At 54.7% G+C, this 24,622-nt stretch carries 22 protein-coding genes and 8 pseudogenes; 19 read left to right on the top strand and 11 right to left on the bottom strand.

Annotated features, from left to right (window positions below; translation table 11 throughout):
• Positions 1-648 (top strand): ribonucleotide-diphosphate reductase subunit beta (locus JWR98_RS11050; protein WP_139271538.1); only part of this gene is annotated, 648 nt, incomplete at its 5' end.
• A gap of 135 nt (positions 649-783) precedes the next feature.
• Here JWR98_RS11050 and JWR98_RS11055 read toward each other — a convergent pair.
• The 4 genes from JWR98_RS11055 to JWR98_RS11070 all read right to left on the bottom strand — a co-directional run bounded on the left by JWR98_RS11055 (position 784) and on the right by JWR98_RS11070 (position 5,944).
• On the bottom strand, positions 784-1,332 hold the full coding sequence (locus JWR98_RS11055) for a hypothetical protein (RefSeq protein ID WP_205490030.1): 549 nt from the start codon (positions 1,330-1,332) through the stop codon (positions 784-786).
• Positions 1,333-1,477: 145 nt separating this feature from the next.
• Positions 1,478-2,401 carry a hypothetical protein gene (locus tag JWR98_RS11060; RefSeq protein WP_205490032.1) on the bottom strand — a complete coding sequence of 308 codons (924 nt, stop codon included), beginning with the start codon at positions 2,399-2,401 and terminating at the stop codon, positions 1,478-1,480.
• Positions 2,401-4,695, bottom strand: a complete 2,295-nt coding sequence (locus JWR98_RS11065; protein WP_205490033.1) for an ATP-binding protein — start codon at positions 4,693-4,695, stop codon at positions 2,401-2,403. Before JWR98_RS11065 ends, JWR98_RS11060 begins: the two co-directional genes overlap by 1 nt.
• Entirely contained in the window at positions 4,679-5,944 is a 1,266-nt protein-coding gene (locus JWR98_RS11070) for a DNA cytosine methyltransferase (RefSeq protein WP_205490035.1), read from the bottom strand. The genes JWR98_RS11065 and JWR98_RS11070 overlap by 17 nt, the downstream gene beginning before the upstream one ends.
• 669 nt (positions 5,945-6,613) lie before the next feature.
• On the opposite strand from JWR98_RS11070, the gene JWR98_RS11075 reads away from it, so the two are divergent.
• From JWR98_RS11075 to JWR98_RS11085, 3 genes and pseudogenes are all read left to right on the top strand, one after another.
• Positions 6,614-7,144: a BRO-N domain-containing protein gene (locus tag JWR98_RS11075; RefSeq protein ID WP_205490037.1), complete on the top strand. Its 531-nt coding sequence runs from the start codon at positions 6,614-6,616 to the stop codon at positions 7,142-7,144.
• Between the two features lie 98 nt (positions 7,145-7,242).
• Entirely contained in the window at positions 7,243-7,956 is a 714-nt protein-coding gene (locus JWR98_RS11080; RefSeq protein WP_205490039.1) for an HNH endonuclease, read from the top strand.
• A 73-nt stretch (positions 7,957-8,029) separates the two neighbouring features.
• A pseudogene (locus JWR98_RS11085) lies at positions 8,030-8,676 on the top strand (HAD-IB family hydrolase).
• A 147-nt stretch (positions 8,677-8,823) separates the two neighbouring features.
• On the opposite strand, the gene JWR98_RS11090 reads toward JWR98_RS11085, so the two are convergent.
• Both JWR98_RS11090 and JWR98_RS11095 read right to left on the bottom strand, forming a co-directional pair.
• Positions 8,824-9,069, bottom strand: coding sequence for an AbrB/MazE/SpoVT family DNA-binding domain-containing protein (locus tag JWR98_RS11090; protein ID WP_205490040.1), 246 nt, complete (start codon positions 9,067-9,069; stop codon positions 8,824-8,826).
• A 171-nt stretch (positions 9,070-9,240) separates the two neighbouring features.
• Positions 9,241-10,197, bottom strand: coding sequence for a LysR family transcriptional regulator (locus JWR98_RS11095; protein ID WP_425273180.1), 957 nt, complete (start codon positions 10,195-10,197; stop codon positions 9,241-9,243).
• Between JWR98_RS11095 and JWR98_RS11100 the strand changes: the two are divergent.
• From JWR98_RS11100 to JWR98_RS11120, 5 genes and pseudogenes are all read left to right on the top strand, one after another.
• Positions 10,157-10,429, top strand: a pseudogene (locus tag JWR98_RS11100) (MFS transporter); the annotation flags it as partial. The gene JWR98_RS11095 and the pseudogene JWR98_RS11100 sit on opposite strands and share 41 nt — an antisense overlap.
• A gap of 89 nt (positions 10,430-10,518) precedes the next feature.
• Positions 10,519-11,466 (top strand): hypothetical protein, encoded by a 948-nt coding sequence (locus JWR98_RS11105; RefSeq protein ID WP_205490044.1) that lies wholly within the window; start codon positions 10,519-10,521, stop codon positions 11,464-11,466.
• Positions 11,467-11,569: 103 nt separating this feature from the next.
• Entirely contained in the window at positions 11,570-11,890 is a 321-nt protein-coding gene (locus tag JWR98_RS11110; RefSeq protein ID WP_078734386.1) for a helix-turn-helix domain-containing protein, read from the top strand.
• A 45-nt stretch (positions 11,891-11,935) separates the two neighbouring features.
• Positions 11,936-12,298 carry a type II toxin-antitoxin system RelE/ParE family toxin gene (locus JWR98_RS11115; protein WP_263974325.1) on the top strand — a complete coding sequence of 121 codons (363 nt, stop codon included), beginning with the start codon at positions 11,936-11,938 and terminating at the stop codon, positions 12,296-12,298.
• Positions 12,273-12,611, top strand: coding sequence for a helix-turn-helix domain-containing protein (locus JWR98_RS11120; RefSeq protein ID WP_078734388.1), 339 nt, complete (start codon positions 12,273-12,275; stop codon positions 12,609-12,611). The genes JWR98_RS11115 and JWR98_RS11120 overlap by 26 nt, the downstream gene beginning before the upstream one ends.
• A gap of 17 nt (positions 12,612-12,628) precedes the next feature.
• Here the strand turns inward: JWR98_RS11120 and JWR98_RS11125 are convergent, their stop codons facing one another.
• From JWR98_RS11125 to JWR98_RS11135, 3 genes and pseudogenes are all read right to left on the bottom strand, one after another.
• The gene (locus tag JWR98_RS11125; RefSeq protein WP_205490046.1) at positions 12,629-13,168 is read right to left on the bottom strand and encodes an AAA family ATPase; all 540 of its coding nucleotides are present in this window, start codon (positions 13,166-13,168) and stop codon (positions 12,629-12,631) included.
• Positions 13,158-13,901, bottom strand: coding sequence for a hypothetical protein (locus JWR98_RS11130; RefSeq protein WP_179119949.1), 744 nt, complete (start codon positions 13,899-13,901; stop codon positions 13,158-13,160). The genes JWR98_RS11125 and JWR98_RS11130 overlap by 11 nt, the downstream gene beginning before the upstream one ends.
• Positions 13,902-14,009: 108 nt before the next feature.
• A pseudogene (locus JWR98_RS11135) lies at positions 14,010-15,067 on the bottom strand (MBL fold metallo-hydrolase).
• Positions 15,068-15,192: 125 nt separating this feature from the next.
• Here JWR98_RS11135 and JWR98_RS11140 point away from each other — a divergent pair.
• From JWR98_RS11140 to JWR98_RS11155, 5 genes and pseudogenes are all read left to right on the top strand, one after another.
• Positions 15,193-15,819 (top strand): TetR/AcrR family transcriptional regulator, encoded by a 627-nt coding sequence (locus tag JWR98_RS11140; protein WP_205490048.1) that lies wholly within the window; start codon positions 15,193-15,195, stop codon positions 15,817-15,819.
• 289 nt (positions 15,820-16,108) lie between these two features.
• Positions 16,109-17,067 (top strand): annotated as a pseudogene (locus JWR98_RS11145) (diguanylate cyclase).
• Between the two features lie 355 nt (positions 17,068-17,422).
• Positions 17,423-18,103, top strand: a pseudogene (locus tag JWR98_RS30170) (PAS domain-containing protein); the annotation flags it as partial.
• A 114-nt stretch (positions 18,104-18,217) separates the two neighbouring features.
• Positions 18,218-18,652: pseudogene (locus tag JWR98_RS30175) on the top strand (methyl-accepting chemotaxis protein); the annotation flags it as partial.
• Positions 18,653-18,735: 83 nt separating this feature from the next.
• A complete protein-coding gene (locus JWR98_RS11155) occupies positions 18,736-19,257 on the top strand; it encodes a DUF1003 domain-containing protein (protein WP_078734394.1) in 522 nt (173 codons plus the stop codon).
• A gap of 13 nt (positions 19,258-19,270) precedes the next feature.
• On the opposite strand, the gene JWR98_RS11160 is transcribed toward JWR98_RS11155, so the two are convergent.
• A complete protein-coding gene (locus tag JWR98_RS11160; RefSeq protein ID WP_205490049.1) occupies positions 19,271-20,167 on the bottom strand; it encodes a LysR family transcriptional regulator in 897 nt (298 codons plus the stop codon).
• Between the two features lie 78 nt (positions 20,168-20,245).
• On the opposite strand from JWR98_RS11160, the gene JWR98_RS11165 reads away from it, so the two are divergent.
• On the top strand, positions 20,246-20,947 hold the full coding sequence (locus JWR98_RS11165; protein WP_205490052.1) for a CTP synthase C-terminal region-related (seleno)protein: 702 nt from the start codon (positions 20,246-20,248) through the stop codon (positions 20,945-20,947).
• The gene (locus tag JWR98_RS11170) at positions 20,944-21,288 is read left to right on the top strand and encodes an antibiotic biosynthesis monooxygenase family protein (protein WP_078734397.1); all 345 of its coding nucleotides are present in this window, start codon (positions 20,944-20,946) and stop codon (positions 21,286-21,288) included. The genes JWR98_RS11165 and JWR98_RS11170 overlap by 4 nt, the downstream gene beginning before the upstream one ends.
• 4 nt (positions 21,289-21,292) lie before the next feature.
• Here JWR98_RS11170 and JWR98_RS11175 read toward each other — a convergent pair whose 3' ends face one another.
• Positions 21,293-21,616 carry a DUF2025 family protein gene (locus JWR98_RS11175; protein ID WP_078734398.1) on the bottom strand — a complete coding sequence of 108 codons (324 nt, stop codon included), beginning with the start codon at positions 21,614-21,616 and terminating at the stop codon, positions 21,293-21,295.
• A gap of 232 nt (positions 21,617-21,848) precedes the next feature.
• Here JWR98_RS11175 and JWR98_RS11180 point away from each other — a divergent pair, with 232 nt between their 5' ends.
• The 3 genes and pseudogenes from JWR98_RS11180 (at position 21,849) to JWR98_RS11190 (ending at position 24,549) form a co-directional block, all read left to right on the top strand.
• The gene (locus JWR98_RS11180; protein ID WP_078734399.1) at positions 21,849-22,976 is read left to right on the top strand and encodes a glycerophosphodiester phosphodiesterase family protein; all 1,128 of its coding nucleotides are present in this window, start codon (positions 21,849-21,851) and stop codon (positions 22,974-22,976) included.
• A gap of 91 nt (positions 22,977-23,067) precedes the next feature.
• Positions 23,068-23,381: pseudogene (locus JWR98_RS11185) on the top strand (PepSY domain-containing protein).
• A 149-nt stretch (positions 23,382-23,530) separates the two neighbouring features.
• Positions 23,531-24,549 (top strand): annotated as a pseudogene (locus tag JWR98_RS11190) (transporter).
• Positions 24,550-24,622: the final 73 nt, after the last annotated feature.

The following is a 24,622-nucleotide window of genomic DNA, read 5'->3' on the forward strand; positions in this document are numbered from 1 at the left end:
CTGGCCATGGATGAAGGCGAGATCTTCAACATGTACCACGAGATCCCATCCGTCGCGAAGAAAGCGGCTTGGGGCCTGAAATACACCCGTTCGATCTCCGATCCGAAGTTCGAAACCGGCACCGTCGACACCGACAAGGAACTGCTGCGCAACCTGGTCGCCTACTACTGCGTGCTGGAAGGCATCTTCTTCTATTGCGGCTTCACCCAGATCCTGTCCATGGGCCGCCGCAACAAAATGACCGGCGTGGCGGAGCAGTTCCAGTACATCCTGCGTGACGAGTCGATGCACCTGAACTTCGGTATCGACGTGATCAACCAGATCAAAATCGAAAACCCACACTTGTGGGATGCCGAGATGAAGGAAGAAGCGACCCAGATGATTCTGCAGGGCACGCAGCTGGAGATTGAATATGCGCGGGATACCATGCCGCGTGGGGTGCTGGGGATGAATGCGGCGATGATGGAGGATTACCTCAAGTTCATTGCTAACCGTCGTTTGTCGCAGATTGGGTTGAAGGAAGAGTATCCAGGGACGACGAATCCGTTCCCGTGGATGAGCGAGATTATGGATTTGAAGAAAGAGAAAAACTTCTTTGAAACTCGGGTGATCGAGTATCAGACTGGCGGGGCGTTGAGCTGGGACTGATAAAATAAAGCCACACAAGCTGCCTAACGGCAGCTTTTTCTTGAGCAATTCAATCGTGATGTCATAAAAGCCGAAGCTTAAAACTTAGGAAACTAAAAAGAGCGTTACGGAAGCAGCACCACAAAAAACATAACTTCATAGCGCATAACCGCTCTTTTTATAATTAGCATATACATCTAGTCGAGCAGCAATATCTACAGAGTCCCTTTGAAGATCACTAGTCACTTCAAAAAAATTACCCCACATTGCACACATGATCTTTTCATCCTTGAAGTCCGGACGATCTCCGACATTTCGATCAAACATCTCCCTATTCAAAACAGCAAGATTATTAAGTCTGAGCCAATGATGGGATAAAATCTGTAAGACCTCTGGCTCGACACCAACCTCAGTAAATATACTCCCTACAGTCTCCCAAGTAGAAAGTTGTAGATCCGGATCACGCATTATCTCTCCAACCTTACACAACTCGAACATTCTGCCCAATACTTTTTCATTATACCTAAGCGACTTAACAATCACATCTGCGACATCACCTCTACGCTTTTTCTCGAGACCAGCTTCATGGCGGCGCTGAAATATTGCCAGCCTAAAATTCACATATAGTGCAACTGGGAAACCAAGAATCACGCCACATACAGTTGCAAAAAAGCCTGGAAGAAACTCTATAAAAAAAGCAGACATATAAAACCCACAACACGAAACTTTGCCCTCTAAATAAGCAAAGTAACATTTTAGAGACTGTAGATAATAGCCCTGACTTCTACAGAGCTATTGATGATAGCGAAAACTTATACAGTTCAACCTTCGCCATATGCGTTTTCAAAATCTATTCTTTCTCTACCAAAGTCAATATAGAATTCAGATTCTCTTTGTGGTTTCTAATTAAAGAAAGAATTTCTTTGAGCTTTTGAACATCCCAGGGTTTTTCAGTGCGCCCGCTAAAAACCAACGCCCCATTGACCTGCCTATTCGCAACATGGGCTGCTTGAATTCGATACTGATTAATTTCATCATTAAACCGCCTGAGAACCTCAGAACAATCCTCAGACAGCCTGTCGCCGATCCTTTCTAGGACCTTAAGAACAAGATTAACCTTTATATATAAATTGAGATCTTTTCCAATAAACCGATCTATTGGTCGAGAAACGTGCTTGGCAAGCGCAGAAACATTTATATCTATGCTTTCTTTAAGGCCTTCAACAGCCAGCTCTCTGAGCTCGCCCTCATTCATATAGCGTGACTTAGATACTATACGAAGCAAAATATCTGATAGCAACTCATCCATCTCACTAACAGAGCCTACAACTATCCCTCTAAAATAGTTAGGATGAGCAAGACGATGAAAAGTCGGCTTTATTATTGAAAATATATCATCCGCTAACGACAACCCTCTACTTACGCAAAAAACCCCATCAATATCAAGTCCAAGCAATATCTCTCTTAACTCTCTTGGTTTTTTTGCGCTATAAAAGATTACCTCCCCCTGAGAATACCTACGAAGCTTGGAAAGGAGAGTAGCGCCGGTTTCGTTCTGCAAACCAAGATCGAAATCCACGAGTATTATGTCATAGTTACTATTTCTTCTGAGTTCATCCAAGATCGGATTAATTGTTTCATCATCAAATAATGATATTTTATTAGCCTGCAACTCCAAACCATAAGGAGAAATTTTTCGGTTTAGCTTTTGCTCCACCGCTTCAATGTACTCTAACTGGTCATCAAACCAGAGAGCCCTGTACTGATTTTCCATTATTTATTAACCCTAATCAAAAATGATGCGCCTGGCAGGCTATCCCCTTCGACTACTGAGATAGTACCTTTTAGTGCCTGCAAAACTTCCGTAACGTGATACAACCCCAGACCAGAGCCATCTGTGGTGGTTATTCCTTTTTCAAATATTTGGGAAACCTCTCCTATATCTTTTGAAATACCGTCACCGTCATCCTCAACATAAATCTCTAAAGTATTAGGAGAGATCTGTCTAATATCAAATTTAATTACCGACGCATTCGCCTTTTTAGAATTTTCTATCAGATTATCTATCATAATAGAAACCTCAATTGGAAAAAACTCCAATTCAAAGAGCTTGCTATCAGAAGTCACTACAGCCCTAATACGCTGAATATAAATCGGGCAAATTTTTTCAATATACTCAACTAGATACCTAGTGAAATCCTCAGTAATCTTGCTCGAATTCAACTTAAAGTTTGCTGAAGTAGCAAATCGAGAAGCTGCAATAATTTTTTTATTCAGAAGCATCAAGTTACCGAGCGACCTCTCAAGTTCGACTCGATCCAACTCAATACCGTCACGCACATCAGCTATAGTGCCCTCCAACCGGTGGTGTGCGCTTATTGCGTAAATTATGACCTGATGATGTAGATTCTCTAAAGTATCTTTATCACGACTTTTCAGTGAGGTGAGGAACAGATTTTTTGAACGTTCTGCGTCCAATGCTTTTTTGGTTTTAGCCGCTACCTTTTCAGCTAGATGTCGAGCTTCCCTTTCTCGCTCGGCGTAACGAATTGCTTCAGCTTCCGATTCCTGCAATGCCTGAAACTTATTGAAAGCCTCCAGGGCTCTGGTTCGTAGCCCCTCATCACCGGCTTTATCTGCCAGCGCAGCTAAGTCATTCATTGCACGCGGAAAGTCAGAAATATTGTCGCTCAAAATACCAAAAAGATCTTTATTAAAAAAGTCAACCTTTATATCAGGCACATTAGTTAGCTTTGATAAAACCTGAAGAGCCTTAGCTCTAGCCTCATGTCCTTCTAGAAAGGAAGCATCTTCAAGATCGTTATCAAACTTAAACTTCCAAGTCACTCCAACAACATAATTTTCAAGGCGATATAGACATTTACGTTTAAAACATTCTAAAAGTTCTTCATATGCACTAGTTTCAATCAACCCTTTATCCCGGCTAGATGACTCTTTAAATTTTGCCTCATCGCCATGAACATCTATTCGACCTAATAAGTCCCGCGAACCGAGATAACGTGAGGTACCCTGTTGTTTACGGCGGTCAATACCAAACGTATCATCAGCTTCGTCGCCAACCGGATATACACGAAAACCATTTTTAAACAAAAACACCGAACCAAAACTGATTGAGGAAATGCCCATCCTTCTAGCAAACGTACTTTTTGCCGACCTATTTAAATAAAAAAGATTGCACTCAAACCCTGTACCCTCAAGCTCAAGGTATGGATTAGGCTCAGAAACTTTGTATAAGGTCTCGCCTCTATCAATGAGCTCGGAGATGACCATTCCATCTAAAATCTTAGTTGACAACCAAGTCGTTTTTTGTTGCAACGTTTCAAATATAAAATTCTCAACCGAACTATTCACGATCGTATTTGGCGGCAACTCTCCTTCAAAGTTTGAAATCAACCTTTCATCTTCAGCTAATTGCTCAATACAGTGAAAGTCGATTCCGAAGCTTTCCGATGAACTATTGAAAGGGTTTATCAATTTAGAAAGTGAATTCTTGAGATTGAGTATTCGCTCTCTAGACCAGGTATCCCTTAGCTCATAAATTTTCAGTACAGTCCCGGAGCCTTCAGGAGGAACAACGTTTTTTGGCAACTTAAATTCTGACGTCTCATCATATTGAACTTGCACGTCAATAAAGCTTGCCACCGTAGAATCTTCAAAAGCTCCCCAATTCACTTGCAATCGGGATACAACATCACTATTTAACACCTTGGACATCAAGCTGAGATGAACACCAAGACGGTCACAAGAAAAACGACCTACCCCCTTACTTCCGGCATAATGATGTACGGAGTTATCCCCATCCTCGGTCCCATCACTCTTTGCTGAGTACGCCACGTACAGCCACTTGTTTTCAATGTCTTCAAAAGACATACCTTTGCCATTATCAATAATATAAATAGCATCAGAAAAAAAATGAATATGCACTCGAGTGGCGTGTGCATCATAGGAATTCTTTACCAATTCAAATATTGCAACGTAATCATCAGTTATTAGGTCTCTACCTATAATAGACTTAAGTTGCGGGCTCACCTTAAAGTTCAGCAGCATTCTTTTCATCCCTGTGACTTGCATTTTTTGCGTCTAACGACTTAATTACCTGCGCAATTGCTTCCGACAATAACGGTGGCACCGCATTTCCAACTTGAGTATACCGAGGGCAATCTAACTTCCGACGTTTACCTCCCGTAGTGTACTTACCTAAAAATTCAAACCAGTCTGGGAAAGATTGTAAACGCGCCGACTCTCTCACAGTTAAAATTCGCGCTTCCGAATAATGAATAATATCATCAGGCAACGTCGTCACTGTCGGCGAGGGCTGATTTTTTGCCAACACTGTTATTGCCTGTTTTTTAATCCCAAGACTATCTCTCACGCTCTTCGAAACAGAACGGCCGGGAGTAGATACAAGCTGCAATCTTTTAAAATTTACAATTGTATTAGGCGCATGTTTTGGCAGACGTAAACTATTTGGAGCCCCCTCAGCCCCCTCTCGCATTAAAGATAAAAAAGCAGATTTCAAGTCAGGCTCTGCATACTTTATCTCAAAAAAACCCATTCGATCACTATCGGTCGACTCGACCAATTGCTTTGTACCTATTTCTAAATCAGAAAGCGCCTCAAAAACACTAACAGAACGCTCAACTGGCAAGCTCTTCGCTCTCAAAAAACTTTCGGAATGTTTAATGAGCTCATCAAAAATCGAAACTTTCGTTTTCTTCAAAGAACAAACTATCAAGTATCTATAACGGTTTTGAGGCACCCCAAAGTTAGCGCAATTCACCAAACCAGAACTTACCGAGTAACCCAAACCTTCAAGACTATCAAGAATAAATTCCGCATAAGATTTTTTGCTAAACCGATCATTAATTTCATTACTCTTCGTTTCATTAAATTTAGAAGCAAACCCTGAAACATTTTCGATCACTAAGTACGTGGGTTTCAATATACTAATTAGCTTTAAATATTGTTCAGCCATCTGATTTCGCGGATCCGACGGATTACGTCTTCCAGCAGTTGAAAACCCTTGACATGGAGGCCCCCCGACGACCAAATCAATTGTTCCAGCCAACTCACTGAGCTCCTCAGAAAAATCTGAAAGTAGCTCTTCACAGCTCATAGCATTCATAGGCAAAAAGTCCGGCCAATCGAACTTAAACTTATTACCCTTGATCAGATTATGTTCAAGTGTGGCAAATGCCATTGGATTCTTCTCAATAGCAAAAACCCCAGACATACCAGACTTAAGCAGCCCTAAAGATAGTCCTCCACAACCGGCAAAAACATCAACAAATCGCATTTACACACCATTCAAATATTACAGCCGTCAACGACACTATCTGCTAGATAGATAGGCTAAATAAAAACCATCTTATTTCTACACGTCATAATAATATTAAATGGAGAAAGCACCACACTGCTCTGAAAAATCAAATACTTTGATATCCGTTCAGATTTACGCACTTCCACACTCCCTGTATTGTTTTTTTTAATTAGTTATAAAAACCCGAGCCTTTAGTATTGCTAAAGATACGTATGTGGTGTATCGAAAGCCGTCACGCTACTGGTTTGCCATCATTTTGTCTACTAAGCGCCGACACACCGGTAATTTTGTAACGTACTCGTTCCCTTGACCTACCGCCGTTTCGCTTTTAGTCTGCGCTCCGGTGCCTAAGAAACACCTCACACAGCGGACCGACCGCACCCGACAGTAGCGGTTTTTTTGTGCCTGCGGTTTCCCCGTGGGCATAGAAAATCTCTGTTATGCCGGGAGTGGGCTAATACAAGACCCGAAAGGGGAATATGTCCGGCCCTCTGTGTGGGGTTTCTTAACTCCCGGCACCCAGCCCTAAGAAAGCTGACATCACACAGAGGTAATGGAAAATGCCTAGAATTTTCACCTTCCTCGCGAAGGCTATATGCTGCGTAAGAACCATCCTTCAAGCACTTCCAATTCCGGAGGTGTGCCATGCATGACCCTTTTGTCCCCACCGTCTTTACCCGTCAAAACCTGCCTCTACACGCCCTCCTTCTGGAAAACCAACCATGGTTCTGCGCTCGCGACCTTGGGCGTTTGATGGGGTGGTATCTGGATGAACGAACGACTCGTAAGCTCGATGAAGACCAACGTAAAACCGTAAAACTGCTATTTCACGGTCAGCCAGAAGAAATGCTGATGATCAGCGAATCCGGCGCTTATGCGTTGCTGGTCTATCACTACACACCTGGGAATCGCCTACTGCGTAGCTGGCTCACTCATGAAGTCGTTCCGACATTGCGGGACGAACGTCAGCCTCGGACAGTGGAGCGGCCGTTGCTGAGCATGTTGGATTGGCCTGAGATGTCGCTGAACCTGCTGCATTGGCAGGATGAAGGCTGGATTCGCCTTCGAGACATGCCATATCTGTTGGTCAATCGAACCAACCGGAAAGAGTCGGCAAGGACTCCGTGGTGGCGCAAGCTCACTCAAACTTTCCGAGTGAAGCAGCGAATCTACTAAGGCGGACGACCGCCGAATCCTACCAATGCGTAGGAAATTTCGTAGACGCAATAATGGCTACTCAGTATCGTCGAGGGTTTTCTACCCTCGGCGGCTGTATGGATATTACGAAAGACAAAACGGACTGGAACGACGCGGAGTTGGCAGCAGCGGTCGAGGCTTACTTGAAGATGTTGGCCTGGGAAAAGAACGGCCAACCGTTCAACAAAGCCCTTGAAAACCGCCTTCTACGCGAAGGACCGGTGGCCGGCCGTGCAAAGGGCTCCATTGAATTCCGCATGCAAAATATCTCCACCGTGCTAGACCGTATGGGCCTGGACCGCATTGAAGGCTATAAGCCTGCAAAGAACGTGGGCACAGGCGTAGAGCAACGTATCCGCCAAGCCCTCGCCGCACAGGGTGTATTCGAATCCGACGACGCCGCCCAAACAGCGGATGAGCAAACGCTTATCCGCCGCGCGTCCAAACTGCAGCAGCAACCTTTCCCTAAGCAACCGGACGGCATTGCCCAGCCGCAGAAGGTATCGACCGTCAGCACGGCCTTCGTCCGTGATCCAAAGGTCCGCGCCTGGGTGTTGAAAGAAGCCAACGGCATCTGCGAAGGCTGCGGCTCAAACGCGCCTTTTGAAGTCGACGGTTTGCCATTTCTTGAAGTACATCACGTCAAGCACCTCGCCCAGAAGGGTTCGGATCGCATCTCCAATGCTGTAGCCTTGTGCCCCAATTGCCATCAGCGTTGTCACCGGTCGAGTGACCGGATGGCTTTCACCGAAGTGCTTTACGCCAAGATTGGAAGATTGGCACGGGAGTAAACTCCTGCTGTCACACCTGATGCACACTCAAAAAAATACTAGATAGGACCGAGGCCAACCCGTGAACCCAGACATGCTCGAAGCCGGCCCCGTTGACGCCAAAGTACTTTCCGTCTTTGACTTCGACGGCACCCTCACCCACCACGACAGTTTCGTGCCCTTCCTCAAGTTTGCCTTTGGCACCGGCGCGTTCTATGGCCGGATGGTCAAGCTGGCGGTGCCGGGGCTGCGTTTTTTGGTGCGGCAGGTCAGCCGGGATGAGTTGAAGGCGCAGTTGATTCGCACCTTTATGACGGGCGTGGAAAAGACCTGGGTGCAGCAGAAGGCCGAGGAGTACTGCCAGCGCAATTGGGCGCGGTTGATGCGCCGGCGGGGGTGCTTTCGGTGGAGCAGGAGTTGGGCTCGGGGGCGGTGGTGACCCTGTGTTCGGCGTCGCCGGCGTTGGTGTTGCAGCCGTTTGCCGATCGGCTTGGGATCCGCTTGATCGGGACTGAGCTTGAGGTGGTGGATGGAGTGCTGACCGGTAAGCTGACCGGGAATAACTGCCGGTGTGAAAACAAGGTGCTGCGGCTTGAGGCGGTGTACGGGGATTTGGGCGAGTATCGGCTGCGGGCCTGGGGCGATACGCGAGGGGATCGGGAGTTGCTGGCGGCGGCGCAGGATGCGCATTTTCGGCATTTTCATGCGAAGAAGAAAAAGCGGGCTCGGTTGCAGCGGTGAAGCGGGTGAGTGGGGTTTGCGGGTGAACCGAGGCGCTCCCTTCGCAGCCTCGCTGGGGCTCGACAGCTCCCACAGTTGAGCGGTTCAGGCTTGAGGGTCACGCACTAGCATGGGGTGCTTGGGGTTGAGCGGTTAAACAAGGTTAACTCAATGCTTTTTGATAAAGCCCACTCTTAAAAGATTGGGCTTTTCTGCGAAAGGTATCAGTCGATATCGAATTCGAGACTCACGAGCGTTTTCTATAGCCTTCAGCCGCTGCTGGATTACTTGCCTTAATTCCAGATCATCTAATCGGTCATCTTCAGACATAAAATCGTCAGAAACTGATTCGCCATTGAGGAAGTAGCTGTCCCAGGGGTTTTCTGCCGGGGCGCTGCTTTTTGTTTGAGTCATGGGCATCCCTCCTATGGGTTGGCTGAAGACGATACAAGTCAGATGACTTGTTGCCTAGGCGGAAAATGTATCGATGCAGATGGCAGGTTCGGTATGTAAACCGAGTCGATCCCATCGGAGCCTCGCTAAAGCTCGACACCTCCCACATTTGAGCTGTATCGCCCGGGAGAGCTATGTCGTAGCTTTGAGGTCCACGCCCAAGGCTGTGGCGAAGGCTTTTACCATCGGGCTTCTCGGCGCGTTGTGGCGCAGGATCAGGTTAAACGCCGTGCTCAGGTGAACCTGTTCCGGGCATAGCGCGCGCAAGCGCCCTTCCCTTACCAGTGGCGCGGCGTAGTGTTCCGGCAGGAAGCCAAGGAAGCGGCCAGTCAGAACCAGGATGGCGACGGCTTCAACCTGCGAGGCCGAGGCGGACTGGCTGTCGTAGTGGACGAAGTTGGGCTTGTCACGGTGGATCGCATAGCGATGGTTCACCACTTCATATTGGCGCAGCACCTCGGGCGTAATGTCGTCCGCGGTGAACAGCGGATGTCCTACGGCGCAGTAGACGTGGGCCTTTTCCTCGTAGAGCGGGAAGTAGTCGAATTCTTCACGGCGTTGGTAAACCGGGACGATGCCCACGATCAAGCGACCCTCGACAACGCCGCGCTCAACTTCATCCAACTGCGAGGCGTGCAGGCGCAATCTGATCTTTGGTGATTCGCTATGTAAAGTGCGCAAGGCGGCAATAAGCGGGGAATTAACATCGGAGACGGTGTTATCAATAACGTCCACACTAAGGTCGCCAATCAGCTCATTTTGCGCCGAACTAAGCTTGTCGCGAAAACTGTCCACCGAAGTAAACAACTCGATGGACGCCTGATACACCAACTTGCCTTCTTCGGTCAGCCCGAACCCTTCCCGGCCCCGTGTGCACAGGCGCATGCCGATGCGAATCTCGAGGTCGGAGATCTGTTTGCTGATCGCCGCCAACCCTACATTCGGCTCATTTTGCGCGGCGCTGAAGCCACCGGCTTCGACCACAGCCATAAATACCCGCAGTAACTTGAAGTCCAGGCCGCTCAGTTGCAACAGCCTGGTCACCTGATGCCTGGCGATGTTCGTGTTCACCCTGGGCGAGATGATCATCTACCCGTCGGAATTCCTCTTCATCGACACCATCGCTCCCGACGCCCTGCGCGGCAGTTACTGCGGCGCACAGAACCTGGCGGCGTTTGGCGGCGCGCTGAGCCCAGTGATTTGCGGCTACTTGCTGATCAATGCGGCGCCCACCAGTATGTTCTACGCGCTGGGAGCACTCACGGCCGTGGGTGGCAGCTTGTCCTTCCTGAGTGGGCGACGCGTGGCTGGCACCCGCTGATGCGCGGGCTTGCCTGCTGCCACATTTGGTCTTCGCCCGGGCTGATATTTGCGTAATATCCAGGCATACCCCTGACGGACCCGAGCCCCATGAAATTCGACACGGCCTACAGCCTGAGTCTCGACGATAAGCTGTCGATCTACGACGTAAGAGACCTGAATTTCGACGAAACCGCCGCCTACGATTCGGAGCAGGACAGCTTCCTGTGCCCCAACGATGGCTGCCGCGTGGCGTTCGAGGTGGGGAATGCGCTGGGCACCTTCAACGCCAAGAACGTTAACTACCTGCGCACGCCGCACTTCAAGAACAAGACCAGCACCCGCCATATCGACGGCTGCCGCTACGCCAGCACTCACAAGGCCGCTACGGATGAAAATGATGACGAGCGCGAGGACCACTTCCCCTCGGAGTTTGTGCTGACGCGCCGTCAATACGAACGTAAAACCCCAGCGAGTGACATCGAAGAAAACGTCCCACACGATGACGCGAAGCCCCTTGCACATCGGGCAATCGCTTCTCACAGTGCCAGCGACACCACCCCGGACAAAACCAGCGTGTTCGCTCACCCGGTGGAATGCTACGTCTCCAATATCGACGACAAGGACACGCTCAAATCCATGCCGCTGAAAATCGGCGACCACACCGCGACCTACTGGACGTTTTTCAAGAAGATCGAGTACCTGCAGGACAACAAGGGCTTGATCTACTGGGGCAAGATCAAGGCCATCAAGGACTACACCAGCAGCTTTCGCATCGACTTCGAAAAGAAGGTGTGGCTCGATAAAAAGCCTTACTCAGTCAACGTCTACCTGAGCAAAAAACTTATCGAGAACTACCGCAAACGCACGGCGTTTCTGGAGCAGATCAAGGCGGCGGTGGACAGCGAGCGGGCGTTGTATTGCTTCTTCTACGGGGTGACGCCGGAACTGAAACAGGTGCCCAGCAAGAAAAACCCCGAGCAGACGTTCGGCGTGTTCAGTGCCAATATCGAGAACCTGGACCACCTGATTATTCGGGAGGCGCCGGGGATCGAATAGGCGAAACAGAAAGCCGAAAAAAAATCCAGTTGATGAGCGGTCAAAACAACTGTACAAAAACACAGTATAGTTTGCCCTCCCCCGTCGAATCCTGGAGAACCCCATGTCCTCTCTGGCAATGAGCTCTTTCGTAGAACAGCAGATCGTCCTGCATCAATTCACCGCCAAACACAGCGTACAGGCCCGCGCCATGCTGGGCTGGAGCCGCGAAGACCTGGCCCGCCAGGCGGGTGTAGCGGTGGAAGCGATTCAACAGTTTGAAAGCCAGGCTGACGTGGGTGATGAGACCCGCCTGGCATTGGCCTTTCGGCTGGAGGCTGAAGGGTTGGTGTTTTTTCCGGGGTTTGCGCCGGGGTGGGGGATGAGTGTGCGAGGGGCTTTGCCCATGCCATCAGCGCCACTGGCATATGAGACGGCAGTGTAATTTTTTTTCGCACTGCCTGTTATTCCTATTTAGGTATATTCTCTCATGAGTCAATGGAAACCCCTCTTGTGGGTGGGCGGTAGCAAAAAAGACCTTCAGTTGATGCCCGGCTCGGTTCAAGACATTTTTGGCTTTGCGCTGCATCTCGCTCAAGAAGGTAGCAAGCACCCGCAAACTAAGGCATTGAAAGGATTCGGTGGTAACGCGGTACTCGAAATCGTCGAAGATTACGATGGCAATGCCTATCGAGGGGTACACACCGTTCGCTTTGATTCCGCCCTCTATGTCCTACATTGTTTTCAGAAAAAGTCGACAAAAGGCATTGCAACAACGCAACACGATATACAACTGATCAAACAGCGACTCAAGGCGGCGCAGGATCATGCAGAAGCATCAAAAGGCGATTGAGATCGAAGAGAGCAGTGGCAATGTCTATGAAGATATTGGTCGTGCCAATGCCAGCGAAATGCAGGTCAAGGCGCAATTGGCCTTTAAAATTGGCGAGATCCTCAAGGCTCGTAATCTTACTCAAGCCCAAGCCTCGGTGATCCTTGGGTTATCGCAGCCAAAACTCTCTGAAATGTTGCGCGGGAAATTCAGGGGTATCAGTGAGACCAAGATGTTGGAGTGCTTATCGCGCCTGGGCCGTGATGTACAGATTGTCATTACCGCAGCCCCCTCTACGCGTACTCAGGGACGAATTGAAGTGCTTTTTGCTTGATAGCCCTGCGTACTTACTCACAACTCTCCAAGCAATCGATCCACCAACGCCTCAACCGAATGGTGCGTAGAGTCCAACCGGATCACCGGACACCCCAGCGCCTTCAACCAGGTTTCATGCCGACGCAAGCTGCGCAGGCTGTGGTTGCCTTCGTCGTAGCGCGCGGCCCAGGCCAGGAAGGCAACGCTGTTGTCATGACGGCTGCCGCCTTTGAGGATCTGGTCACCATAGCGTTGCATTTCCCGCAGGCGCAGGCGCTGCAAGCGTACTTGCGGATCCAGACGCAGGAAGACAACGTGGGTGAATTGCTCAATCATCGGGTCACCCCAGCCGCACAGCGAGCCGGACAGCACCCAGCCTTCAAGGCCAGCGGTGTGCTCCTGCAACAGGCGGATGCGCTCCCCCTTGGGTCGAGCCATGGTGAAGGGGGGATCGGTTGGTCGCCAGTAAAAGTCGTCGGTGTCGAAGTAAGCGACGTTCAGTCGTCTGGCCAGGGCAATGCCCAGGGTAGTGGTGCCGGCGCCCGCAGCGCCGAGGATGTGGACTCTATAAGTCATGCCGTGAGCCCATCAGGCCACGCGCGCTGCGATAACTCTGGACCAGGTCTGCCAGCGAATCCTTCGCCCAGCGGGCGCCGTAGAACCACAGCGTCGCGCCGTCATCGAGTGGCTCGCGGATGACCGGATAGCCACTCCAGCAGGCCGCATGGAAGGCATCGCTCTGGCTGTCCGACACCAGGGCATCCAGCCGGTATTCAGTCACCCGTTCATCGATTTCGTTACGGGTATGCTGGTTGAAGTACAAACTATCATCCGGCAGTTGCGCCGGCACCGGCAACAGCTGCGCACCGGCGCTGCGCAGCACATCCAGCGCGCGACTGAACGAAGCACGGTGTTCGATGGGGCATTGCTCATCGCCGCGCTGATATCGGTCGGCAAACCCCACGCGCCTGCCAGCCAAGGTGCGAGCGCAGGTAAAAGCGCTGTTGTTTTGCACCAGCGGCACTTCCACCATCACGGGCTCTGAAGGGTCTACCCCGCTCAAGGCGATCAATGACAACGCAGGGTCACGCAGGGGTTTGAGGGGAAGCGCGAGGGCGTTGTATCCAGGAACCAGAACGCCAGGATGAGCCGGCGCAGGCTCGACATCAAAAGCAACACTGCGCGGGCTCGCGCGCTCGGCGGGAGGATCGGCAGCCGCGGTGCCTGCGGGTTCCATTAACGCAGGCGGCGGTTGCATCGTCGGGCAAGGCAGCCCCGCGCGCCAGTATTTCCTACAGCTGCATTCCATCAGAACGCCCCCTGAAAAGTCTATTTCGGGGGGATGATCGCACCCTTCACCGGCGCTTGTCGCAGCTCTGAAACAGCTTGCAAACTCCTTTTTCCGACAGCAGCGCTATCAGCTCATGAGTGGCGCCTGCGCGCCCTGTGTTTCCACCTCCAGCCACCATGCACAGCCGCGCTCGGGCTGGCTCAGGCTGAAGGCCTGCCCCATCGGTGGCGTGGTAATCGACACATTGCGTTCCCAGGCCAACGCCATAATGCGATCAAACGGTTCATGCCAGGCATGAAACGCCAGGTCGAAGGTGCCGTTGTGGATCGGCAGCAACCAGCGGCCCCTGAGATCGATATGCGCCTGCAGGGTTTGCTCCGGCTGCATATGCACGTGGGGCCAATCGACGTTATAGGCGCCGGTTTCCATCAGCGTCAGGTCAAACGGGCCGTACTGTTCGCCAATGCGCTTGAAGCCGTCGAAGTAACCGGTATCGCCACTGAAAAAAATTCGGCGTGGGCCATCGATCATTACCCAGGAACACCACAGGGTCTGGTTGGCATCGAACAGGCCGCGCCCGGAAAAATGCTGCGCAGGGGTGGCGATAAAACGAAGGCCATCTACCTCGGTGCCCTGCCACCAATCCAGTTGACGGACCTTGCCGCCTCCACCCCCCATTTGATCAACAGGTCGCCCACGCCGAGGGGCGCAAGAAAGTACAGGGTTTTGTCGGCCAATTGCATGACGGCCTTGCGGTCAAGATGGTCGTAGTGATTGTGGGAAAGAATCACCGCCTCCAGGGCGGGAAGTTCTTCTAGGCTGATCGGCGGTTGATGGAAGCGCTTGGGACCGGCCCAACTGAACGGCGATGCGCGTTCGGCGAACACCGGATCGGTTACCCAGAACTTGCCACGCATTTTCAGCAATACCGTGGAATGCCCAAGGCGAAAAACACTGTGGTCAGGCGCCGCCAGCAATTGCTCGCGGGTCAGCGGCTGCACCGGGATCGTTCCCACCGGTCGCGTGCTGCGTGGTTTGTTGAACAGCATGTTCCAGAAGATACGCAAGGTTTTGCCGAACCCGCCGTGTGGCACCGGCGGGTTATTGCTGAAGTGCTCCTGGCCTTGCTCGGCAGGCTGGAGTGCGACAGGCGAAGGGTCGACACGGGAAGAGATAGTGGCCATTACAGAGTGACTCCTACGGTCCGCTCACGAATTACACTGCACAGTGTAGTTTCAAGATTGCAACAAAATCCCGAGCAAGTAAACTACCGAGTGTAATTTTGCCGCCCAAGAGCCGAACGCTACCCATGACTGCCCCTCTACGCCTCACCGACCGCAAACGCGAAGCCATCGTGGCTGCCGCCATCGCCGAGTTTCGGGCCAACGGCTTCGAGGTCACCAGCATGGACAAGATCGCCGCCACCGCCGGCGTTTCCAAGCGCACGGTGTACAACCACTTCCCCAGCAAGGAAGAGCTGTTCGCCGAAATCCTTCACCAGCTCTGGGCCAGCAGCGTGGCGCAACTGGACGTCAGCTACGCCAGCGACCGCCCCCTGCGCGAACAACTGCGCGGTTTGCTGGAAGCGAAGATGAAGATGATGTCGGATGCCAACTTTCTCGACCTGGCCCGAGTTGCCATTGCCGCCACTATCCATTCGCCGGAACGTGCGCAAGATATGGTCAACCGCCTGAGCCAACGCGAGGAAGGCTTCACCCAATGGGTACGCGCCGCCCAGCAAGACGGTCGCCTCTCCTGCACAGACCCGGCGTTTGCCGCCCACCAGATCCAGAGCATGCTCAAGGCCTTCGCCTTCTGGCCACAGATCACCCTGGGCCAACCCACCCTCGATGCAGCCAGCCAGGCCAGCGTGATTGAGTCGGCCATCGACCTGTTCCTGGCCGGTTACGAAATCATCTCTCCTCGGCAGCCGTAAACCTCGGTTGCATGCGCGACATTTAAGGTCGCTTTTGACGCATTCGCCCTCTGTTTTGCGCAAATGGCCTCTAAGGCCACTGATTATTCCAGCGCGAATCACAGACAATATTCACCCTTCTTATCCGATCAACGGTTAGCCCCGCGAGCGCGTGCTGTCGTACTGCAAAAACGAGCTGCCCCAGGAATCTATGGAAAACAGACAAGGCAAAGGGCTTTCGTTCGCCAGGCGTATCTACAGGCCAAGGATCATCGGCGCCGCCATGTGCAGCATCGGCGTGATCGCCGCCCTGTATCCACTGCCGATGCCTGGCTGGATCTGGGTGCTGCTGCTGATCAATGGCGTTGTCTGGCCGCACCTGGCGTATCAATGGCAACCCATGCCAAAGTCCCCTACGACGCCGAACAGCGCAATCTGGTGTATGACGCGCTGTTCAGCGGGTTCTGGGCGGCCGCCTTGCAATTCACCCCGTTAACGACGGTGACGCTGCTGTCGATGGTGTCGATGAACAACGTCGCCGCCGGCGGCAAACGTCTGCTGTTGCGCGGCGCCCTGGCGCAGGTGCTTGGCGCAGCCGTGGCCGCTCTGCTGTTCGGCTTCAAGTTCAACCCCTCTGTCAGCCTGGAGCAGGTGTATGCCTGCCTGCCGATGCTGACCCTCTACCCCATGGCCATCGGCATGGTCTGCTACCAGTTGGCGATCAAATTGTCGGAACATAAACGCGCGCTCAGTGCCCTGAGCCGCATCGACAGTCTCACCGGGCTGCTCAATCACGGTTCGTGGAAAGACCTGCTGCACCTCAAATTCCACCAATGCCAGCAGCAACACAGCCAGGCCACCATCGCGCTGATCGACATCGACCACTTCAAACGGATCAACGACACCCACGGCCATATCGTCGGTGATGCCGTACTGCGCCAACTGAGCCTGGAGTTGCGTCGAAACCTGCGGGACGAAGACCTGGCAGGGCGTTACGGTGGCGATGAGTTCTGTGTGATTCTTCCGCAAATGAGTCAGGAAGAAGCTGCGCGACGCATGGAACGCATGCGCGAAATCTTCAGCAACTACCGCAACCCGCAAATCCCCGAACTGCGCGTGAGCCTGAGTATTGGTTTGGCGGATTACCAGCCCTTCTTCAATGATGCCGCCATGTGGCTCAACGCTGCGGACCGGGCGCTGTATGCAGCCAAGGACACGGGGCGCAACCGCGTGAATGTGAGCGACGCGCTCGTCGCCCGTACGGCTTGAAGCCATCGCACCACATCGCGGCTGAATGTCCTGGCTGGCGGTGGCAAAAAAAAGCAAAATGCCACCACTGGTCGCCATCCCAAAAAAGGTCCTGTCCCTGAGGCGAACTTCTCATCAGGCTGATCACTCTTAACCCTCTGTTACCCCCCGCTGTCAGCATCAGGACGCTGGCAATGAGCACGTCAACCGTAGGCCCGGCGCCGAACGGGGCAGGCGCCCATGCATGGAACCCCCCGACGACGTTTGCTTGCCCGAGCCATCGAACATGCTATTCAACGCGCATAAAAAAACCATCCATTCGCTGCAATGCACGGTCGCTCATCAGGCCAGTATGCTGGACGCGATCGAGCGCTCCATGGCGGTAATCGAATTCGACCTGCAAGGCACGGTGCTGCGGGCCAATGACAATCTGCTCAAGACCCTGCACTACCGCGCCGAGCAGATCGTGGGCCAGCCCCATCGGATGCTGTGTACACCGACGTACGCCCGTAGCGCCGAGTACCAGCAGTTATGGTCAAACTTGCGCCGTGGTCAATTCCAATCCGGGACGTTCGAACGCGTGGCTGGCAACGGTCAATCGGTATGGCTGGAGGCCAGTTACAACCCGGTGCGCGATGACACCGGCCAAGTGATCAAGGTGGTGAAGTACGCCATGAATGTCACCTCGCGCCTGCAAGCCGAAAGCGAAGCCAACGCCAAACTGGAAGCCATCGGCCGGGCGATGGCGGTGATCGAGTTCAACCTCGATGGCAGCATCATTACGGCCAATGCAAACTTCCTGCAGCGTATGGGCTACAGCCTGGCGCAGATCCAGGGCCAGCATCACCGCCTGTTCTGTACGCCGGCGTTGGCCAACAGCTCGGCGTACCGCGATTTCTGGCAGCGCCTGAACCAGGGCGAGTTCTTCAGCGGCCAATTCGAGCGCGTGGATAAAAACGGCCGGCCGGTCTGGCTCGAAGCCAACTACAGCCCGGTGTACGACGCCAGCGGGCGGCTGTGCAAGGTGGTGAAGTTCGCCTCGGACGTGACGGACATGGTCCAGCAACATGCCGCCGATACGGCAAGCGCCGCCCAGGCGTATCACATCTCCCTCAACACCCGGGACATTGCTGAAAAAGGCGCCGAGGTGATCCAGCAAAGCGCCAGCGACATGCGCAACATCGCCGCCGACATCGACAGTTCATCGCACCTGATTGCCAAGCTGGGCGAGCGTTCGCAGCAAATCAGCACCATCGTCAACACCATTCGCGGCATCGCCGACCAGACCAACCTGCTGGCCCTCAACGCGGCCATCGAGGCGGCACGGGCGGGCGAGCAAGGACGCGGGTTTGCCGTGGTGGCCGATGAAGTTCGGCAACTGGCCGCGCGCACCAGCGGCTCGACCACGGAAATCTCCAGCATGATCGCGATGATCCAGGACGAGACCCGCCAGGCCATCGACAGCATGGACGGCACCCGCGACCGCGCAGCCCAGGGCGTGGACCTGGCCAACCGCGCCGGCACGGTGATTTTGCAGATTCGCCAAGGCACCAGCGAGGCGGTGCAGGCGGTGAGCGCGTTTGCCAATGAGCGTGGTGGCCGCTGAGCAGGCCTTGGTTATTCATGCGTCAGACAGGTCGCCACGGCTATAGTGAAAGCCTGTCTCAACGCTGATGACCCGAGCTCGCCATGATCCCAGAAAAGTCCAAAACCGCGCCTGTCGACCACCTGCGTTTCCACCGTCCCCATGCCCACCTGGCCCCCACGTTCGGCAACGACACCTTTGCGCTCAGGGCCGAAGCCTTCGCCCGCTTCTTCGGCACCCCCACCTTTCTGGGTGCGCAAACGGCGATCGTGGTGCTGTGGGTGACGCTGAACGCGACCGGCGTCACCCACTTTGACGTCTACCCGTTCATCCTGCTCAACCTGGCCTTCAGCCTGCAATCGGCGTATGCCGCGCCCTTGATCCTGCTGGCCCAGACGCGTCAGGCCGCGCGCGACAAAGCCCAATCCGATGCCGACGCCCAGCACCGCGAAGCACTGGCGATTGCCAACACCGAGCGTCAGGCCCAGGCCGAACAAACCACCAAACAGTTGCTCGAATTGCTGGAACAAAACACCCGGCTGACCGAAATGACCAAGCAACTGACGGAACACATCGACAGCCTGACGTGCGAAATGCATGAGCACTTCGTACGAAAACCTCAGTAATCCACTCCTACATTTAGACCTGGTTGCGTCCGGTGTTTAAGCGCACATGCCGCGCCAGCTCATCAAACAGCGTCACTACCGAGCGCAGAGCCCGGCAATCCGGGCGCGTGAGCAACCACAGCGCCGTGTCATGCCCGGCCAATGCAGGGCCCAGTGTTTGCAGGCGTTCATCCAGTAAAAAATCCGGCAACGCCGCCGCCCCCAGCCCGGCACGCACCAACTCGGTGACAGACAACATGCTGTTGCAACGATAGCTGAGGCGTACGCTCGGCAGATGCTCGTGACGCCAGGCGACGGTGGGGTGGTCGGGCAGAAAGTCATCCGGCGCGATCCAGGCCAGCTCGGCCAGCTCGCGGCCCACATGGTCACGGGCGTAGTCGGCACTGGCGCAGACTTGGTACGCCACCGTACCGAGGCAACGTCCCACCAGATGCTCGGGCGGCGTTCTGGTCAGGCGCAGGGCGATATCCGCATCGCGGCGGCTGAGGTTGGCGAAATCATTGGAGGTGCTCAGCTCCAGCGTGAGCGCCGGATACCGCGGCATGAACTGCGCCAGCGCCGGCAATAACAGACCTTGCAGTACCGAGTCGGTACAGGTCAGGCGCACCGTGCCGCTGATCACTTCACCGCCCTGCTCCACCCCGATGCGCGCGGCCTCCAGGGCTTGCTCGGCGCGCTCGGCCTGCTGCGCCAGATGGCTGGCCAGGCTGGTGGGCAAGTAACCGGCGCGGCTTTTTTCAAACAGCGTCTGGCCGAGCGCCGCCTCCAGGCGGCGTACTGCGCGAAATACCGTCGACACGTCCACCCGCAACAGCGCCGCCGCCCTCGCCAGGCTGCCGCCACGCACCAGGGCGAGGATCAGGGACAGGTCGGGATAGTCAATTGAGTAGTGCGTCGCTGCATTGAGCATGTGGGCAAACGCCAATATTGATTGCGTGGACGCCAATCTATAGTGCGTACCAGGACACCACAAGCCACGGGATACGCAATGAACGCTCGCACTGTGCACCTCGCCCTGATCGGCGACTACAACCCCGGAGTCATCGCTCATCAGGCCATTCCCGTGGCACTGGAGCAGGCCGCCGGCGCCCTGGGCCTGAGCGTGCGTCCCCAATGGCTCGACACGGACAGACTCCCCGACACCCTGCACGATTTCGACGGTTTCTGGTGCGTGCCCGCCAGCCCCTACCGTGACGCCGATGGCGCCCTGCGGGCGATCCGTTTTGCCCGCGAACAACGCCGACCGTTCCTGGGCACCTGCGGCGGTTTTCAACATGCGGTGCTCGAATATGCCCGCAATGTAATGGGCTGGGCCGACGCCGAGCATGGCGAACTGGCGCCGGATGCCAAGCGCGCCGTCATCACGCCCCTGAGCTGCGCCTTGGTGGAAACCACCGATACCTTACGTCTGGCGCCCTACACGCGCATTTCCGAGGCCTACGGCCGCCTGGATATCGAAGAAGGTTATCGCTGTCGCTACGGCATGAACCCCGCATTCGCCAGCGCATTGCTGGAGGGCGACCTGATCCCCACCGGCCATGACTCGGCAGGCGACCTGCGGGCCGTGGAGTTGCTCGATCATCCCTTCTACGTCGCCACCCTATTCCAACCCGAACGCGCGGCGCTCAAAGGCATCACGCCGGCCCTGGCGATCGCCCTGCTCCAGGCCTGCCAGGCGCAATCGGCATGATCGCCAAGACGCCCGCCCCACCCTACTACGCGGTGATTTTCAGCTCACTGCGCACCGACGGCGATCAAGGTTACTTTGATGCTGCCGGCCGCATGCTGGAACTGGCGCGGGAACAACCGGGGTTTCTCGGGGTGGAATCCGCGCGTGAGGATGGCCTGGGGATTACCGTGTCGTATTGGCGCAGCGAGGCAGCAATCCTGGCCTGGAAGCAGCAGGTCGAGCACCGGGCTGTGCGTGAGCAGGGGCGCTCCACCTGGTACTCGGCGTTTCATACGCGGGTATGCAAGGTGGAACGAGACTACGTATTCCAGCATTGCTCTTCACATGATCTGAAAAAGTGACCCCCTAGCTCACCAAACTGCGCAACGCACTGATCTGTGGAATCTCTACCCGCCGCATATACACGCGCAACGGCTCGGTGATGTTGATGCGATCGTCGATGTTTTGGTCGAGCAGCAACTGGATGCGCTCGCGCGACAGCGTCATGGTTTGCTCGGGGGCCGGCAGCCAGACGAATTCGGCGGTGGGAATGATGCCGTCATCGGCCACGTCCATGCCGAAGGCATCTTCGCTGAAACGTACGATGTACTGGCCGATCTTGCGGTTGAGGCCGACAAAACCCTGGAGTTGATCGGCGGCCTGGCAGATAAGTTCGGATGTAATGCGCATGGTAAACCTCAATGAAAAGCCCCACAGGGGCCGGAAAGATGGTTTACACGCGTGGCAGAAATTACCGTCCTCTGGCGGGCCGGCTTGGGACAGGAGTATTGCAATGCGCTGCCAAAAAACCAAGAAAATTGGCGCCCGCACACGTTAATGTCGGTTTGGTGATAGCGCCTTTCGCAATCAATTGTTAAAAAGGAGGCCTTCTCAAAGCTACCTCCACGAAAGGACTTCGCATATGCCGGTCACGTTTACCAAGAGCGCCTTGCTGCTGGCGCTGATGCTCGGCCTGGGCCAGGCACAGGCTGCCGACCCGATCAGCCCGGCTGAACTGGCCACAAACGAAGGCATTCCCTACCCCGCCGTGATCGCCCACCGTGGCGCCTCGTACGACGCGCCCGAATCCACAGCCGCGGCCTACAAGGTCGCGCGCGACCTGGGCGCCGACTACCTGGAACTGGACCTGCAGCGCAGCAAGGACGGCGTGCTGTTCGCCTTGCACGACAACAACCTGCAACGTACCACCGACGTGGCCAGCAAGTTCCCCGAGCGCAAAGACGCGCCGGCCAACGAGTTCACCTGGAAGGAACTGCAAACCCTCGACGCCGGCAGTTGGTTCAACGCCGCCTACCCGGACCGCGCACGTCCTGGCTTCGTCGGCCTGAAGATCCTGAGCCTGGACGACATCATCAAGATCGCCGAGGGCAACCCGCAGCACAAACCGGGCCTGTACATCGAAACCAAGGAGCCCAAGCAATTCCCGGGCATCGAAGCCGACCTGAAAAACAAGCTGCTGGACAAAGGCTGGCTGAGCTCCGCCGGCTCCAAACTGGGCAAGAGCAACACCGGCGTTGGCCAGGGTAAAGGCCGCGTGGTGCTGCAAACCTTCGAAACCGCCAGCCTCAAAGAGCTGCAGAAAGAAATGCCCAACACCCCGAAGATCCTGCTGTTGTGGGTGGGTGAAGGCAGCATCGAGCCGAAATCCAAGCAGACCTTCGCCGAATCCGGCGAGCCGACCAAGGCCGCCTACTACGCCAAGCAGGAGCCGAAAGACGCCGCCGAATTCGAAAAATGGGTCGACGAAGCCAAAAGCCTCGGCGCCATCGGCACCGGCCCGTCGGCTGAACTGACCGACCATGGTGACCAGAGCTACACCGACCTGGTGAAACCTGAAATGAACAAGCTGACCCACGACAAGGGCCTGCTGGTGCACGTGTACACCGTGGATGAGCCGGTGGACTTCGAAAAAGTCATGAAGGCCGGCGTCGACGGCATCTTCACCAACCGCGCCGCCGAACTGCTGAAGTTCTACAAGCGCTGGCCGTCGTCGAGCGTGCAGGATTTGCTCAACGACTATAAGTACTAACCTAGTCGGTGGCTGTGCGCCATTAAGGATGAGTTAAGTTGCGCTGGTTAATCTGGCGCTACTTAAACAGCTAACCCAAAAAGGACACACCATGAAAACTTTGACCGCTTTGTTCGCCGCCACCGCCCTGACCGTGACTGCCGGCCTGGCCCAGGCTGATGTTCGTCCGGATCACGTCGAAGGCCTGGTCAAGTCCGGCGCCGTGATGCAGTTCGACAAACTCAACGCCGCGCCGTGGCCACTCACCCAGGCGCGACGATTACCGATACCGAACTGGACAACAAACACGGTGTCGCCAATGAGTATGTCTACGAAGTCGACCTGACCGACACCGCGGGCAAGAAGTTTGAAGTCAAGCTCGACGCCAAGACGGGCGCCGTGCTGGAAAACAAACAAGACAACTGAGTTGCCCCACACGCAACCGCGCCACCTTCGGGTGGCGCGGTTTTTTTATCGACGCTGCCAAACCGTCACATAACCGTCATACAGCCTTGCAATGATTCGCCCACGCGATCCTGTGAAACGTCCTACAGGCGCTTTCTCTGCGAGCCTCCATGAACCACAGCCTTGACCACAGCCACCAGGATTCCGATCTGTTTGGCTTGCTTTACGGTTTTCGTTTTCGCCCCGGTGAAAAGGGCGAGCAGATTGATTCAGCCACCGCGCTGGCCGCCTTGCAGCAGCCCCAGGCCCCGGAAGAATTCCTGTGGCTGCACCTGAACCTGGCCCACGCCGCCTGCGAGCGCTGGATGCAGGCGCACCTGGAGTTGCCGGAAGAGTTCTTTGAAGCCCTGCATGAGGGCTCACGCTCCACGCGCATCGAACACGTCGACTCGGCCTTGCTGGCGGTGGTCAACGACGTGGTGTTCAACTTCAGCAGCATGGTCTCGTCCGACATTTCCACGTTGTGGGTGTGCGCCCGCAGTCGCCTGTTGATCAGCGCGCGCCTGCAACCGCTGCACTCGGTGGACAAGTTGCGTTCATCGGTCAAGGCCGGTGAACACTTCCGCTCGCCGCTGGAACTGCTGGTGCACCTGCTGCGCGACCAGGGTGAAGTGCTGACGCAGATCGTGCGCAAGACCAGCATCAGCGTCGACCATATCGAAGACCAGTTGCTGTCCTCGCGCCTGTCCACCAACCGCGCCGAACTGGGCGCGCGCGCCGGGTACTGGTGCGCCTGCAACGCCTGCTGGCGCTGGAGCCGGGTTCGCTGTTGCGCTTGCTCAATCGCCCACCGCAATGGCTGCAAAAGGAAGACGTGAAGGAATTGCGCAAATCCACCGAGGAGTTTGCGCTGATCATCAACGACCTGACGGCGCTGGGCGAGCGCATCAAGTTGTTGCAGGAAGAGATCGCCGCCAACCTCAACGAGCAAACCAACCGCACTCTGTTCACCCTTACGGTGGTGACGGTACTGGCGCTGCCGATCAACATCATCGCCGGTTTCTTTGGCATGAACGTGGGCGGTGTGCCGCTATCCCAGGATCCGGAGGGCTTCTGGATTCTGGTGGCGTTGGTCGCGACGTTTACCTTGATTGCCGGGCGTTGGGCCTTCCGCAAATTCTCTAATTGAAATGCGGTCAACTGTGGGATGTTGTAGACCAGCGGCATAGCCAATCCCGCAAACACTGATCTATCGCAGCATC

The organism is Pseudomonas lactucae (assembly GCF_016937615.1).
Taxonomy (GTDB): Bacteria; Pseudomonadota; Gammaproteobacteria; order Pseudomonadales; family Pseudomonadaceae; genus Aquipseudomonas; species Aquipseudomonas lactucae.